The sequence below is a fragment of the Segatella copri genome, from assembly GCF_003465495.1.
GTDB classification, from domain to species: domain Bacteria; phylum Bacteroidota; class Bacteroidia; order Bacteroidales; family Bacteroidaceae; genus Prevotella; species Prevotella copri_G.
This window is the reverse complement of sequence record NZ_QSAV01000013.1, coordinates 44,527-59,598: the sequence shown is the minus strand read 5'-3', so window position 1 is coordinate 59,598 and position 15,072 is coordinate 44,527. Positions and strand designations below refer to the sequence as shown.

Sequence of the window (15,072 nt, the reverse complement as noted above, 5' to 3'; positions counted from 1 at the left end):
TGATGAACAATAAAAGAAATCATAAATTCATAGGATTATCCTTTGCTTTGGCATTGTTGTCGTCACTCAATTGCCAGGCTCAGTTCCTCCCTACCCCTACGCAGGAAGCCAAACCGGGCGTAAGATGGTGGTGGATGGGATCTGCCGTGGATCAAGAGAATCTGAAGTGGAACCTTGGCGAATACGCCAAGGCGGGCATCGGTGCCGTGGAAATCACACCGCTCTATGGTGTGCAGGGCAACGACAAGAATGATATCCCTTATCTCTCGCCAAAATGGATGGATATGCTCAAGTTCGTGGAAAAGGAAAACAAACAGGTGGGCATCGAAACCGATATGGCAACCGGTACAGGATGGCCTTTCGGTGGTCCTTGGGTACCAATCAATGAAGCGGCATGCAAGGCGGTATTCGTAGATACCATCGTAGATGTGAAGCAGAAACTGATGGAGATTGAGTTCAACGTGCCGAAGAAAGAGCGTGATTTCGCCAATCTGAAACTCATCAAGGCTTTCCCTGTGGAAGGAGAAAAATATAAGAAACGAGTCATCGCCCTCTATGAGAGCCGTACCCGACAGAAGGTAAAGCGTGCCGCTCCAGGAGGAGAGGGATACGTTATCGACCACTTCGACTCTACTGCTGTGGCCAATTATCTGCAGCACATCGACAGCGCCTTCGTAGCATCGAAGACTCCATATCCGCATACCTTCTTCAATGACAGCTACGAGGTGTATGGCGCCAACTGGACTCCTAACCTCCTGACAGAATTCGAGAAATTTCACGGATACAAACTGCAGGATAAGTTCCCAGAGTTCCTGGATGGCGATGCTGTGGTGGTAAGCGATTACCGTGAAACCCTAGGCGACATGCTGCTCCATAACTTCACCGAACAGTGGACCAAATGGGCAAACAAGCGTGGTGCCATCACCCGAAACCAGGCACACGGTTCACCAGCCAACCTCATCGACTGCTATGCAGCCGTTGACATTCCGGAAATTGAAGGCTTCGGACTGACCGACTTCGGCATAAAGGGACTGCGCAAGGATCCGGGAATGACCCGTCCTAACTTCAGCGACCTCAGTATGCTGAAATATGCTCCATCGGCTGCGCACATCACCGGAAAGAAATATACATCCAGCGAAACCTTCACCTGGCTCACCGAGCACTTCCGCACATCCCTGAGCCAGATGAAACCGGATATGGACCTGATGTTCTGCGCCGGCGTAAACCACATGTTCTTCCATGGCACCGCCTATTCGCCTAAGAACGATACATGGCCAGGCTGGAAATTCTATGCTTCGGTAGATATGAGCCCTACCAACAGCATCTGGCGCGATGCTCCGGAACTGATGAAATACATCACCAACTGCCAGACCTATCTGCAGTGGGGACAGCCAGACAATGATTTCCTGGTTTATCTGCCAGTAAGAGATATGTGGCGCAAGGATACCAAGAACTGGCTGATGCAATTCGATATCCACAGCATGGCGAAAAAGGCACCGGAGTTTATCAAGGTAATTCTCGACATCGACAAGGCAGGATTCGACTGCGATTACATCAGCGACAAGTATCTCCGCACGTGTACCTTTAAGAATGGAATGGTAGAGACTGCTGTCGGAACCCGATACAAGGGTATCATCATCCCTGGCAACAACATCATGCCAAGCGACGTGATTCAGCACATCTCTGCTCTCAAGGCACAAGGCGCCAAGATTATCAAAGGCGACAACATCAAGGCAATGGAACAGGCGGCAAAACCGGAACTGATGAGAAAGAACCTGGGCTTGAAGATGATTCGCCGTGCCAACAGCATCGGCCATCATTACTTCATTGCTAATCTCACCAGCAAGGACATCGCTTCTAGCGTGGCTTTGGCCGTAAACGAGAAGCATGGCATCTGGTACAACCCTATGACGGGCAAATACCACGAGGCTACCATCAGCGACAAGGGTATCCAGCTGAACCTGAAGAGTGGCGAGAGCCGCATCCTCATCACATCGAATAAACCCGTGGGTGAGTGGAAACTCGGTTCCAAGGTGAAGGTGAACGAAAAGGAAGCCATCGCTGCTGCGGATAGCAAGACCATCGACCTGACAGAGAATGCCTGGAAGCTGTCATTCACCGAAGATGCTCCTAAGGTGGGCGAAACCTTCAACCTGAAGGGCGTAAAGTCTTGGGAAGATCTCAGTGAAAAGGCGAAGGTGATGATGGGAACAGGTGTTTACGAAACCACCATCAAGCTATCGAAGGATGATGCCAAGAAGCAGTGGACCATCGACCTGGGAGATGTACGAGAGAGTGCCCGTGTCTATATCAATAATAAATATGTAGGTTGCGCCTGGGCTGTACCATATATTCTCAACTGCAAGGATGCGCTCAACAAGGGCAAGAACACCATCCGTATCGAGGTAACCAACCTGCCAGCCAACCGCATCGCAGAAATGGACCGTCAGGGTGTAAAGTGGCGCAAGATGAAGGAAATCAACGTGGTGGATATCAACTACAAGAAGACCACCTACGAGAACTGGACTCCTGTGCCAAGCGGACTGAACAGTACCGTGAAACTCGTGGAAATCAAGTAAATAATCATAACATTAATAACAAGACAAATGAAGAAACTGATCTTATCATCGCTCTGCATGCTCATGGGCTTGACCTCAATGTCTGCCCAGACCGCATTGCAAAATGAAATCCTGGAGGTAGCCCATCGCACCAACAACTATTTCATGACGAAGTACAGTGACCCAACCATCGACACTTTCGTGAAGAAAAAACGTACCAGCAACCTCTGGACCCGTGCCGTGTATTACGAGGGATTGATGGCGCTTTACGAGATTGACCCTCAGCAGCGCTATCTCGACTATACCGACAAGTGGGCAGATTATCACAAGTGGACAGCCCGTGGCAGCGTAAATGATACCGATGCCGACAACCAGTGCTGCCAGCAGACTTACATGGACCGCTACGTTCAGACCGGCGGCAAGAAGGACTTGAGCAAGGTGAAGGAGAACCTCGACCATCAGATGAGCACCAACCGAGTAAACTACTGGACTTGGATTGACGCTATCCAGATGGCGATGCCAGCCTACGCCAAGTATGCCAAGATTACCGGCGAACGCAAGTATCTGGATTATGCGATGAATTCCTATAAATGGAGCCGTGATACCCTGGCTAACGGTCTCTTCAACAAGAAAGAAGGACTCTGGTGGAGAGATAAGAACTACGTACCACCTTACAAGGAGAAGGATGGCAGCAACTGCTACTGGAGCCGTGGCAACGGCTGGGTATATGCAGCCCTGGTCCGCGTGATGGAGACTTTGCCAAAGACCGACAAGTACTATCAGTATCTGAAGAAGGATTTCATCTCTATGAGCCAGGCTATCCTGAAATGCCAGCGCGAAGATGGCTACTGGAACGTAAGCCTCGTTTGTCCTGCCAACTATGGCGGTCCTGAAATGACCGGTACAGGTCTCTTCCTCTATGGCATGGCATGGGGTGTTCAGCAGGGCATTCTTCCTAGAGCCACCTATCAGAAGGCGATGGACAAGGCATGGAAGGCGCTTTCCGCATCTGTTCACGAGGATGGTTTCATCGGCTATAACCAAGGCACCGGAAAGGAGCCATCAGCTGGTCAGCCAGTCACCTTCACCTCAGTTCCTGACTTCGAGGACTACGGCACAGGCTGCCTCCTGCTTGGTGCTGCAGAGTATTACAAGCTTTTAAAAGTAAAAAGGTAAAAGGGTAAAAGGGTAAAAGGGTAAAAAGCCCCCTTTCCCCCTTTTCGCCCCCGTTCCCAGCGATTCCATCGCTGGTACCCCAGTCTTAATAAAAAAGAAACAAGAAAAAATGAAGAAATATATCTGGCTGATGGCTTGCCTGATGGCATTCTCTCCACTAAGCGCCAACGCCGCAAAGAAACAGAAGAAAGCCAAGAAGGCACAAACCGAACTCTGGCCCGACGGCACAAAGATGGATGCCTGGTTCAGCAACACCCAAAAGGTGAACATAGATACCTTAGGCAAGAAATACGTCCTCACCGATTATGGCGTAAAAACGGATAGCACTCTGATTCAAACCAAGGCTATCCAGGCTGTCATCGACCGTGCAGCCCAAGATGGCGGCGGCGTTATCGTAGTACCTGCCGGAACCTATCAGAGCGGTGCTCTCTTCTTCAAGCCAAAGACCCATCTCTATCTGGAAGAAGGCGGAAAACTGAAAGGCAGCGACCGCATCGCCAACTTCCCTGTAATAGAAACCCGCATCGAAGGCGAAACCTGCAAATACTTCTCGGCATTCATCAATGCCGAGAAATGCAACGGATTCACCATCGCCGGTCCGGGTACCATCGATGGCAACGGTTATCACTATTGGGAGGAGTTCTGGATTCGTCGCACCTGGAACCGTGAATGCACCAACAAGGATGCACAGCGTCCCCGCCTCGTCTATATCAGCAACTCAAGCAACGTAACCTTGCAGGATGTACATATCCAGAACAGTCCGTTCTGGACCAACCACATCTACCGTTGCGACCATGTCCGCTTCCTTGGCTGCACCATCTTCGCCCCAACCAGTGGCATGCGGGCACCAAGCAGCGATGCCATCGACATTGATGTTTGTCACGATGTGCTGGTAGATGGCTGCTACATGAGCGTAAACGATGATGCCATCGCCATCAAGGGCGGTAAGGGCACCTGGGCAGACCAGGCACCAGAGAATGGACCGGTATATAATGTGCTCATCCAGAACTGCACCTATGGTAGAGTGCACGGATGCTTAACCCTTGGCAGCGAGAGCGTGAAAGACCGCAACATCGTATTGCGCAACACCAAGGTGGGCAATGCACAGCGCGTACTCTGGCTGAAGATGCGCCCTGATACTCCTCAGCATTACGAGTATGTAACGGTGGATAACATCCAGGGCACCACAGGCAGCTTCCTCGTCATCCGCCCATGGAAGCAGTTCTTCAAACTAGGCGATCGCAAGGACATGCCATTGAGCCAGTGCAACAACATCACGATGAAGAATATCCAGATGGATTGCGACAACTTCTTCGATGTGGGTAAGAGCGAGAAATACCGTCTGGTAGATTTCACCTTCGAGAACATCAACTGTACCGACAAGAAGATGGCTTTTGATGCCAACCTTATCGAGAACACCATAGCAAAGAAGGTGAATATCACCCCTAGAGAAAAGAGCAACGGATTGAAGACCACCGGTGATGCCGATGGGTTGAAATAACACATACATTTTATAGAAAGTAATACAGAATTGAGTACTGAAACGAGCTTTATTTGCAAGAATAAGGCTCGTTTTGTTTTTTTATATCCCTCCTTATTTCTTTTTATCTCTTAAAATTAGGCATTTCCAAATATTTTGCTTAATTTTGCCTGCAAAATAATTTTGAGTAAGAAAATGATAGATATAAAAGGTATAACCAAGAGCTTCGGCTCCCTGCAGGTGCTTAAGGGCATCGACCTGCATATTGACAAGGGCGAGGTGGTAAGTATCGTCGGTCCTAGTGGTGCCGGCAAGACTACACTCCTCCAGATTATCGGTACCCTCGACAAGCCTGATAGTGGCAGCATCATGGTTGATGGCATCGATGTAAGCAGCCTCAGCACCAAGAAACTGAGCGATTTCCGCAACCAGCATCTCGGTTTCGTCTTCCAGTTCCACCAGCTTCTCCCTGAGTTCACCGCCCTGGAGAACATCATGATTCCTGCCTTCATTGCAGGCAAGAGCCGAAAAGAAGCCAAGGAGCGTGCCGAGGAGTTATTGGCGTTCATGGGCTTGAGCGATAGAGCCAGTCACAAGCCTGCCGAGTTATCCGGTGGTGAGAAACAGCGTGTAGCCGTGGCGAGAGCTTTGGTCAATAATCCTGCCGTCATCCTTGCCGATGAGCCATCAGGAAGTCTCGACACCAAGAACAAGGCTGAGCTTCACCAGCTCTTCTTCGACCTCAGAGACAAGTTCGGTCAGACTTTCGTCATCGTAACTCATGATGAGGGCCTTGCTGCCATCACCGACCGCACCATCCATCTCAAGGATGGAATGATTGAGAAGACGGTGGAAGCAGGAGCTGCTGATAGCCAGGAAGAACCTGCTGATAACAATAAAGAAGTTTCTGCAGAAGAACCAGACTCATCCATAGATTGCATCTAAACGCCCTGAACCAACGGTCACCGGCCGAAGGGAAAGGTAAAGGGCAGAAGCTCCTAGCCCAGGACACCCCCCTGGGTAATTACGGACACAAAACTGTCGCCCAGTAAGGGCAAAAGCATTTTATATTCTCGAAAATAATATGATATGGCAAAAAAGATAAAACTAGGCGATTACAATCGCCTTCGCATCGTAAAGAAAGTTGATTTCGGTCTGTATCTCGATGGTGGTGACGAGGGAGAAATCCTCCTTCCATCCCGCTACGTACCTGAAGACGCAGGCATCGGCGACGAGCTGGATGTCTTCATCTATCTCGACCAGGAAGAGCGCCTCATAGCAACCACCGAAACCCCTTTGGCAAAGGTGGGCGATTTCGCCTATCTCGAAGTGAAATGGGTCAACGAATACGGAGCCTTTCTGGGCTGGGGGCTGATGAAGGACATCTTCTGCCCATTCCGCGAGCAGAAGAAACGTATGGTGCTCGGCAACTCCTACATCGTGCATATCCACATCGACGAGGAGAGCTACCGCATCGTTGCCTCTGCCAAGATTGAGCGTTATCTCAACGAAGACCATCCTCACTACAAGCATGGCGAAGAGGTGGATCTCCTTATCTGGCAGAAGACAGACCTCGGCTTCAAGGTTATCATCGACAACCAGTATCCGGGTCTCCTCTATCAGGACCAGATCTTCCAGTACATCCATACCGGTGACAAGATGAAGGGCTACATCGGAAGAGTCCGTCCTGACGGAAAGATAGATGTCACCCTGCAGAAGACCGGCATCCAGCAGACAGCCGATTTCGCCGAAACCCTCTACCAGTATCTCCTGGACAACGACGGCGAGTGTAACCTTGGCGACAAGAGCGAAGCCGACGACATCTACGAGCGTTTCCACGTGAGCAAGAAAGTTTACAAGCGTGCCGTGGGCGATCTATACAAAAAGCGCCTCATCACTGTAAGCCCGATGAGCATCCGACTGGCGGAATAAAGCAGATTAGATGTATATATAATAAGGTATTTGCATTATTCATACGCATTTGTTGCAAATCAGTGGCAAAAAAGGTCGTTTTTGTTGCAAATCAGGGGCAACTAGACCAAAGCTTGTCGCAAATCAGGGGCAACAAGGCATATCATTTAAAAAGGTGGCGCATCAAATAAGATGCGTCACCTTTATTTTCTTATACGGTTTACCACCCAAACCAAGGGCAGCCATCGTATGATCCTTGATAATCAATTTACCAGCAAGAAAATCTTACCATACTTGATGGTATTCGCTTTGCCTTGAAATTGCAATAACAAGGCAATTGGTATCCAAAACAATATTCATAACTATACGTTATGAAATACTATGAAGTTCCGAAATTACACAATCTACAAATTCTGCGTATTATCCATTTTTGCGTTTATCAAGCAAAAAACTGATAAACTCATCAGAGATATTAGAGATTTCTCCTTTATCATAGATTGTCAACAAATCAATGATAACGGAATCTCCTTCCTGGTAAAGATTATAAGTGATGACCCTTGCACCACCACTTTTGCCTTTACCCTTACTAGCTATTGCCATTCTTACCTTTCTGACACCTTTGCCAAGACTAGTACCTTGAAAAGGATCCTGTTCTAAGCCTGTAAGAAAAGCATCGTAATCATCAAGCATTGAACGATATTTCTTGGAAAGCTTTCTAAGTTGTCGCTCAAATTCTTTTTCCGTATAAATTTTAACCTTCATACTACGCCTCCTCTTCCCGAAGTATTCTCAACAAATCACGAGCATCCATCGGCTTAGTCCCATTCTTCTTATGAGCTTCCATTTCATCAAGAGCACGGTTAAGGCTTTCTGCCACATAGGCTTCCTGCTCTGCCTGGCTCATATCAGTTTCCTGGTAACTGTTTCCTGATTTGGAGATAGAACTGGCTAATTTTTCAGCATAGTCTTTGAGCTTAGCGACAAATTCGTCAAGCGTATATTGACCTGTAGAAGGTACTTGAAACTGAATATTAATCGTTTCCATATTATTCCTTTCTTTTAAATTAACGCCACAAAATTAAGGAAAAGAATTGGAAATGCCAAGGAAAAGAACAACTTTCTTTAGTTTAAGATACGAAAAAAACTATCAATACCAGATTTTGAATGCAGTACACGATATGATGCAAATTGGATCATGTAATCTGCATCGTGCTATTTGCATCATTCTTTTATTTTCCTTTTCAACCCAGCCTAATAAAACAAGGGAGCGAACTGCATCGCAACGCAGCCCGCTCCCTTATCTATACAGATGATTGAATTTAATCTACCTTTTCGATAATCTTCATTCCCTCTTCCACTGCCTGCATGTTCAGCGGAATCAAACCATGATGGCGCTCTGGCAATGACTTGTAAAGCGCCTTGTTCAAACCATCGGTACTTACTACAGGACAAACCTTCAGCAGTCCGCCCAAAACAATCATATTGAACACCTTGGAGTTTTTCATCTCGGCAGCCTTGTCCATCGCATCAATGCGATAAATGGTGATGTCCTTGCGCTGTGGAGGATTCATCACACCATAGCCATCATAAATCAGGATGCCGCCTGGCTTAATCTTCGGCTCAAACTTGTCGAGCGACGGCTGGTTGAGCACGATGGCTACATCATAATGGCTTAGGATAGGCGAAGAGATGCGACTGTCGCTCACAATGACCGTTACATTGGCTGTACCGCCACGCTGCTCTGGTCCGTAAGCAGGCATCCAGGTTACCTCCTTATCCTCCATCAGTCCTGAATAAGCCAGAATCTTTCCCATAGAGAGAACGCCCTGACCGCCAAAACCGGATATAATGATTTCTGTCTTCATTGTTCTAATCTTTTGTAAATGCCAAATTCAAAATTCAACATTCAACATTCAACATTACATGTTCGTTGTATCCTTCAGGTCACCCTTAGGATACTGCTTAAACATGTTCTCTTCCATCCACTTGTTAGCCTCAACAGGGGAGAGTTTCCAACCGCTGTTGCAGGTAGAAACAATCTCTACCAGGCTGGAGCCCTTGCCCTGCATGCTTGCCTCGAACGCCTTGCGGATAGCCTTCTTTGCCTTCTTGATGCTTGCCACGGTCTCCACACTCTGGCGGGTTACATAACAAGTACCCTGCAGATGGCTTGCCAACTCGGTAATATTGAGTGGATAACCATGAAGATCAGCATCTCTACCATAAGGACAGGTAGCAGTCTTCTGACCCAACAGGGTGGTTGGCGCCATCTGTCCGCCGGTCATACCATAGATGGCATTATTGATGAAGATGATGGCGATGTGCTCACCACGGTTCAGGGCGTGGATAGTTTCGCAGGTACCGATGCACGCCAAATCGCCATCGCCCTGATAAGTGAAGACAAGACGATCAGGCCACAAGCGCTTGATGCCCGTAGCTACAGCAGGTGCACGACCATGAGCAGCCTCCTGCCAGTCAATATCCAAATAGCGATAAGCAAAGACAGCGCAGCCCACCGGACATACGCCTACCGTCTTATCCTCCATGCCCATCTCCTCGATAACCTCGGCAACGAGCTTATGAACTACGCCATGCGAACACCCCGGGCAATAGTGCATCGGGGTATCGTTCATCAGCGTAGGCTTCTTATATACCAGATTCTCTGGTGAAATTATATCATTCATTTTATTAACTTCTTTAATGCTTCAACGATTTCCTCCGGCTCAGGTACGATACCGCCCAGACGACCAAAGTGCTCCACAGGAGTCTGACCATTCACTGCCAGTCGCACATCCTGAACCATCTGACCGGCATTGATTTCTACAACCAGAATGCCCTTCTTGGTCTTGGCGAGTTCGTGAATCTCCTTTTCAGGGAAAGGCCAGAGGGTGATAGGACGGAACAATCCTACCTTGATGCCCTGCTCACGCGCACTCTCGATGCTCTTCTCGGCAATACGTGCCGCGCTACCGAAGGCTACGATAACATAGTCGGCATCATCCATCTGCTCGGTTTCATAACGAACCTCGGTTTCACGGATTTTTCTGTATTTCTCCTGAAGAGCAATATTGCGCTCCTCCATCACCTCAGGCTTGAGTTCCAGAGAGGTCATGATGTTGACAGGACGACTCTTCGGACGGCCGATGGTAGCCCAAGGACATTCCTTCGCAATCTCCTCCTCGGTACGACGAGGCTTGACAGGAGGCAGAACCACCTTCTCCATCATCTGACCAATGACACCATCGCTCAGAATCATCGCAGGATTGCGATACTTAAAGGCAAGCGTAAAGGCGAGATCAACGAAATCAGCCATCTCCTGAACAGAAGCAGGAGCCAGCACGATCACATTATAGTCGCCGTTACCACCACCGCGGGTAGCCTGGAAATAATCACTTTGGGATGGCTGGATGGTACCCAGACCCGGACCGCCACGCTGCACATTGACGATAACGCCCGGAATCTCAGCACCTGCCATGTAAGAGATACCCTCTTGCATCAAAGCCACACCCGGACTTGAAGAAGTGGTAATGACACGCTTACCGGCACCGGCGCCACCATAAACCATGTTGATAGCCGCCACCTCACTCTCAGCCTGCAGAACCACCATACCTGATGTTTCCCATGGCTTGAGCAGAGCCAGCGTCTCTATAATCTCACTTTGAGGTGTGATAGGATAGCCGAAGAAACCATCCGCACCACATCTGATACAGGCATGGGCTATCGCCTCATTGCCTTTCATTAATGTAACTTTCTGATTTGCCATTATTTAGTCCTCCTTCTTACGATAAACAGTGATACAGCCGTCCGGACACACGATGGCGCACGAAGTGCAACCAACACACGCATCAGGTACAGCTGCCTCTACATAACGGTAACCATGCACATTGACTTTTTTCTCTGCCAATGCGATGACATGCTGAGGACAAGCCTCCACACAGAGCGAGCATCCCTTGCAACGCCCGGTGTCGACTACAATAGCCCCTTTAATCTTACTCATATTCTAATTTCTTACTAATTATCTTTACCATTGGAGTAAACAAAGCTCCTGCTGTCCACATGTCGGTTGTTATGGATTGTAGTAGTCTTTGCAATAAAAGCTCATGATATCATCCAGCATCTCCTTGGCTGCTACGGCAGGGCTCTCCGGATCGAGGGCAATGGCCTCCATATAACAGTCGAGGGCACGCTTAAAGTCACCCTGCTTGCGCCAGGCGTTACCTTGCTGATAATATTCTTCTGCTGTCATTTACTCTTCTTCTTTTTAAGTTTTGCTCTGCGAAATTACTAATTTTCGGCTAAGAAAAAGAATATAAGCCTAAGATTTAAACTATATTAATGTAGTTTTTCACAAAAATGCGCACACTATAATTCAGTGTGCAATTTTTATGAAAGATGTGCATTATTTCTACTAATATATCCTATAAAAACACAATTCGTCATTTACCGCAGTTTTTTACGGTAAATGACGAACAGTACGATTCCCCTTAACAAGAGGTAGAGAATGAAGGCCAACCACAAGGCATGATTGCCCAGAAAAGGATGCAAGCCGAAGAACAGACCGAAGAACGAAGCCGAGGCTACGGCGGTAGAACAGAGCATAGACTTAGACTGGGTGATGCCTACAAAGATGCCATCGAAGACGAATGCCGACATGCCAGACAGCGGAATCAGCACAGCCCACCAGAAATATTCGCCCGATGCAGCTATCACCTGCTTATCGCTCGTGAGCAAAGAGAGGAAATTCTCGCCACCCACTATATATAATAAGGTGAAACCTACTGCCACGACAGCTCCAAAAACCATCGTTCTTCTAACCACCTCGCGGAATGCTCCCATGTTTCGGGCTCCATAATACTTGCCGCTCAACGCCTCTGCCGCATAAGCAAAACCATCCATAAAATAAGAGAAGATGGTAAAGAGCGTCATCAGCAGCGTATTCACAGCCAGCACGATGGTACTCTCCCTGGAACCTGCCGCCGTAAAAAAGAGGTTGACCGCCACCAGACAGAGGGTGCGGAGAAAGATATCCTTATTGAGCGAGAAAAACTGCTTCAGCGGTTCGGCAGCAAAGAGATGCCGGCGATAGTCATACTTGCTTAACCTGCGATAATGGAAGCGATAGAACAGACATGCCATCAGGAATCCCCACCATTGGGCAATGACTGTTCCGAGCGCCACACCTTCTACCGTCATACCGCCGACAAAAACCAGCAGCAGAGAGGCTATGATGTTCACCACATTCTGCGTCAGCGATACCATCATTGGAATGCGCGTGTTCTGCATACCGATAAACCAGCCCGTAAATCCGTAGAGTCCGAGCACTGCCGGGGCTCCCCAGATACAGACATAACAGTATCTCCGTGCCAGTTCCACGACATCCGCTTCCGGCGACATCGCCCAGAGTCCGCAGCCTATCAGCCATTTCTGGAGAACGAAGAACAGCACTCCTATTCCCACACCGATACTCAGAGAGCGCACCAGAAGCCTCAGCACCTCAGCCAAATCTCTCCTTCCCAAAGCCTGCGAAGTCATTCCGCTGGTTCCCATTCTCAGAAATCCGAAAAGCCAGTAGATGACATTGAATAGCATCGACCCCACGGCAATAGCTCCGATGTAAGCCGCATCGCCGATATGCCCGACGATAGCGACATCAACCAAACCCAAAAGCGGTACCGTGATATTGGATATTATCGACGGCACCGCTAATTGCAATATTCGTTTATTCACCTTTTTCAATTCTTAAACCTCATTTAGTTTTACTGGTATATGACCTTCAAACTGTAACCACCTCTTTTAGAATTTAAAAATATACTCAATAAACTTACATTCATTTCGCTATTACCATCTGCTTATCAGTGAAAGCGCTACAAGCGTCAACCAAAGCCAACAGTTTGCTCCAGTTTGAGACAGGTTCCACTCTATGAGCAAAACATTTGCGCACATACACTTTTACACTTTCATTTCCAGCGGTAGCCTTAACCGTGAATTCTCCACACTCATTAGCCACCGAAGTCTCAATCTTCTTTAATGCTTCAGCAGAGACCTTATATCCTTGCGGCAACGGAATCTCTATATTCCATTCATCAACAAACGCCATCTTGCGCCAAACATCATCGATACGCTCTCGATCCTTGCCTTCTAGTTTCAACGAACTTCCTATTAACTTACCTACCGACAACAAATAGTTATTTCCAGCGCGTTTCACCATTCCATCCATCACATAATCTACATGATAAACAAAGTTAGAACTATCTCGACGGATTCCCACGCAATCTACTCCATAGCCACCGACTTGCACAGGATCAGCATCGTGATAACTACTGATTTCAGCCTTAAACGGATCTATGGCATTTTTCCGAAATTCATTGAAAGCTCCTTTTAATTCAGCAGATTCCTTCTTAGTATAACAAGAGTACGGATCTTTGTCGTCGTATTTCAAATATCGCCAATAAGCTTCAAGTTGGCTTGAACCAAAAAGCGTATTATCAGGACTCACCAAAGACTGACCATACATTTTCTGTTCACCCGAATAAGTTACCTTCCTACTGATATCAAGTTTAGTACCATCAAGTTTAACCACCATATCATTCACCGACTTATTGTCTTCAGCTTGACTCACAGGTATCGTTATTTGTTCCTCGGAATCTTGCATATACGCCTTTCTTCCTTGATATATATAAGGTATCTCGGAAGCAACCTTAGGATAAGTCCCAGGGAAGTAGTACACATCAGTACCCTTAAGGCGGAAGAACCAAGATGTAGAATTATAATTAATCAGTTTATCAACAGGCAATGCACCAAACGGAGTGGTAATGCCCATTTCTATTTCCACGCCCAATTTACGCAAATAATTAGCCACTGTATTAAAAACCCTCTGAGAAGCTCCCCCACTAACATACTCAAAAGAATAAATACGGTCAGCTTTCTCCTCGGCAGACATCCCCTCTTTTTTGGCAGACTTGAAGACGCTCTTATACGTACTAGGAAGACCAGCAGGAGAATATCCCCCCTTAGACACATAAGATTTCAGCAATTTCCAATCGTCTTGCAGGATTGGTGTTACATCAGGATTGCCTCGAACACCTTTTTGGCGCATAGCTTTCTCTACTACTGCCACTTTAGCCTTGGTCGGGGTAATATACATCTCTATAAAAGGTGACTGCTCCAAAGAATTATACCAAATGGATGATTCTGCATCTATCGGCTTATCCATAACCATATCGAGCACTGCATTTTTGTCCTTGTCTGTGGTCTGAGTAAAATCAGGGGCACCATTCATCGTCCGATAGACGGTGGCAAGACTTTGGTCTAGCACACAGTGAACCTTGGTATAAAGGACAGGTTCGTCTTGACGAAGAACAAAATAGAAAGGATCCAGCTGTTGTTCCTGTGTATCTATTTGGTCTAGAGAAAAGACATCAATACAATCTCCCACTTCCAAACCAGGCACAGCTATCTTCTGACTCAAGTCCTTGTCATTTTTGCCTTCCTTGACATCTACATAGTCATCTAAACTTACTTCCTGTACGTTACCATTCTTCTTTATAACACGAATGCCAAGCACCGTTTGCGTTTTATGATGATATCCCCAGGTCCACTTTCTACTTTTCGTCTTGAAAGTAAACTCAGAATAATCCTTCAACGCCTTTTTGTCATTGATTTGAATTAACATACGCTCCATATCCGTACAGTCTATCTGACGAGTAAGGCGAAGATTGAGCACCAGATCAGCCGTTGCCTTACGATAATAATCCGTGCTCAACTCCCGATAATAAGATAGTATGACGGCCGAAGCATTCTTGTATCTGTCGGGAACCGTTCGTTTTTGAAAGTCAGCAGGCGTACTGCTCCAAACTTCTTGCCGCACCTTTTGCGCCAACTTCAAATAATCAGCTTTCTCGTCAGCATTCACTGACAACGTCAAGAGCTGTACCAACAGAATACTGA

Annotated in this window: 14 protein-coding genes; 5 read left to right on the top strand and 9 right to left on the bottom strand. The window is 47.4% G+C overall.

All coding sequences use genetic code 11. The features are described 5' to 3' along the window. Positions 1-2 precede the first annotated feature (2 nt). The 5 genes from DWV53_RS05545 to DWV53_RS05525 all read left to right on the top strand — a co-directional run bounded on the left by DWV53_RS05545 (position 3) and on the right by DWV53_RS05525 (position 7,146). Positions 3-2,579, top strand: coding sequence for a glycosyl hydrolase (locus tag DWV53_RS05545; RefSeq protein WP_118152222.1), 2,577 nt, complete (start codon positions 3-5; stop codon positions 2,577-2,579). 27 nt (positions 2,580-2,606) lie between these two features. Next, positions 2,607-3,734 carry a glycoside hydrolase family 88/105 protein gene (locus DWV53_RS05540; protein ID WP_118152197.1) on the top strand — a complete coding sequence of 376 codons (1,128 nt, stop codon included), beginning with the start codon at positions 2,607-2,609 and terminating at the stop codon, positions 3,732-3,734. A 109-nt stretch (positions 3,735-3,843) separates the two neighbouring features. Further along, entirely contained in the window at positions 3,844-5,235 is a 1,392-nt protein-coding gene (locus tag DWV53_RS05535) for a rhamnogalacturonidase (RefSeq protein WP_118152195.1), read from the top strand. A 174-nt stretch (positions 5,236-5,409) separates the two neighbouring features. Next, complete coding sequence (locus tag DWV53_RS05530; protein ID WP_118152193.1) at positions 5,410-6,159, top strand: ABC transporter ATP-binding protein; 750 nt, start codon at positions 5,410-5,412, stop codon at positions 6,157-6,159. Between the two features lie 144 nt (positions 6,160-6,303). Further along, positions 6,304-7,146, top strand: coding sequence for a CvfB family protein (locus DWV53_RS05525; RefSeq protein ID WP_118152191.1), 843 nt, complete (start codon positions 6,304-6,306; stop codon positions 7,144-7,146). Between the two features lie 399 nt (positions 7,147-7,545). On the opposite strand, the gene DWV53_RS05515 is transcribed toward DWV53_RS05525, so the two are convergent. The 9 genes from DWV53_RS05515 to DWV53_RS05475 form a co-directional block, all read right to left on the bottom strand. Next, positions 7,546-7,887, bottom strand: a complete 342-nt coding sequence (locus DWV53_RS05515; protein WP_118152189.1) for an addiction module toxin RelE — start codon at positions 7,885-7,887, stop codon at positions 7,546-7,548. A gap of 1 nt (position 7,888) precedes the next feature. Then, positions 7,889-8,170 (bottom strand): hypothetical protein, encoded by a 282-nt coding sequence (locus tag DWV53_RS05510; protein WP_118152187.1) that lies wholly within the window; start codon positions 8,168-8,170, stop codon positions 7,889-7,891. Between the two features lie 274 nt (positions 8,171-8,444). Beyond that, positions 8,445-8,990, bottom strand: coding sequence for a 2-oxoacid:acceptor oxidoreductase family protein (locus DWV53_RS05505; RefSeq protein WP_006848319.1), 546 nt, complete (start codon positions 8,988-8,990; stop codon positions 8,445-8,447). 54 nt (positions 8,991-9,044) lie between these two features. Next, positions 9,045-9,809: a thiamine pyrophosphate-dependent enzyme gene (locus DWV53_RS05500; RefSeq protein WP_022120394.1), complete on the bottom strand. Its 765-nt coding sequence runs from the start codon at positions 9,807-9,809 to the stop codon at positions 9,045-9,047. Further along, the gene (locus DWV53_RS05495; RefSeq protein WP_118152185.1) at positions 9,806-10,888 is read right to left on the bottom strand and encodes a 3-methyl-2-oxobutanoate dehydrogenase subunit VorB; all 1,083 of its coding nucleotides are present in this window, start codon (positions 10,886-10,888) and stop codon (positions 9,806-9,808) included. The genes DWV53_RS05500 and DWV53_RS05495 overlap by 4 nt, the downstream gene beginning before the upstream one ends. Positions 10,889-10,891: 3 nt before the next feature. After that, positions 10,892-11,122, bottom strand: coding sequence for a 4Fe-4S binding protein (locus tag DWV53_RS05490; protein WP_006848322.1), 231 nt, complete (start codon positions 11,120-11,122; stop codon positions 10,892-10,894). A gap of 69 nt (positions 11,123-11,191) precedes the next feature. After that, positions 11,192-11,371 carry a tetratricopeptide repeat protein gene (locus DWV53_RS05485; RefSeq protein ID WP_006848323.1) on the bottom strand — a complete coding sequence of 60 codons (180 nt, stop codon included), beginning with the start codon at positions 11,369-11,371 and terminating at the stop codon, positions 11,192-11,194. 194 nt (positions 11,372-11,565) lie between these two features. Next, positions 11,566-12,861: an MATE family efflux transporter gene (locus DWV53_RS05480; protein ID WP_118152183.1), complete on the bottom strand. Its 1,296-nt coding sequence runs from the start codon at positions 12,859-12,861 to the stop codon at positions 11,566-11,568. A gap of 91 nt (positions 12,862-12,952) precedes the next feature. Beyond that, positions 12,953-15,049, bottom strand: a complete 2,097-nt coding sequence (locus tag DWV53_RS05475) for a hypothetical protein (RefSeq protein WP_181992416.1) — start codon at positions 15,047-15,049, stop codon at positions 12,953-12,955. Between the last annotated feature and the right edge of the window lie 23 nt (positions 15,050-15,072).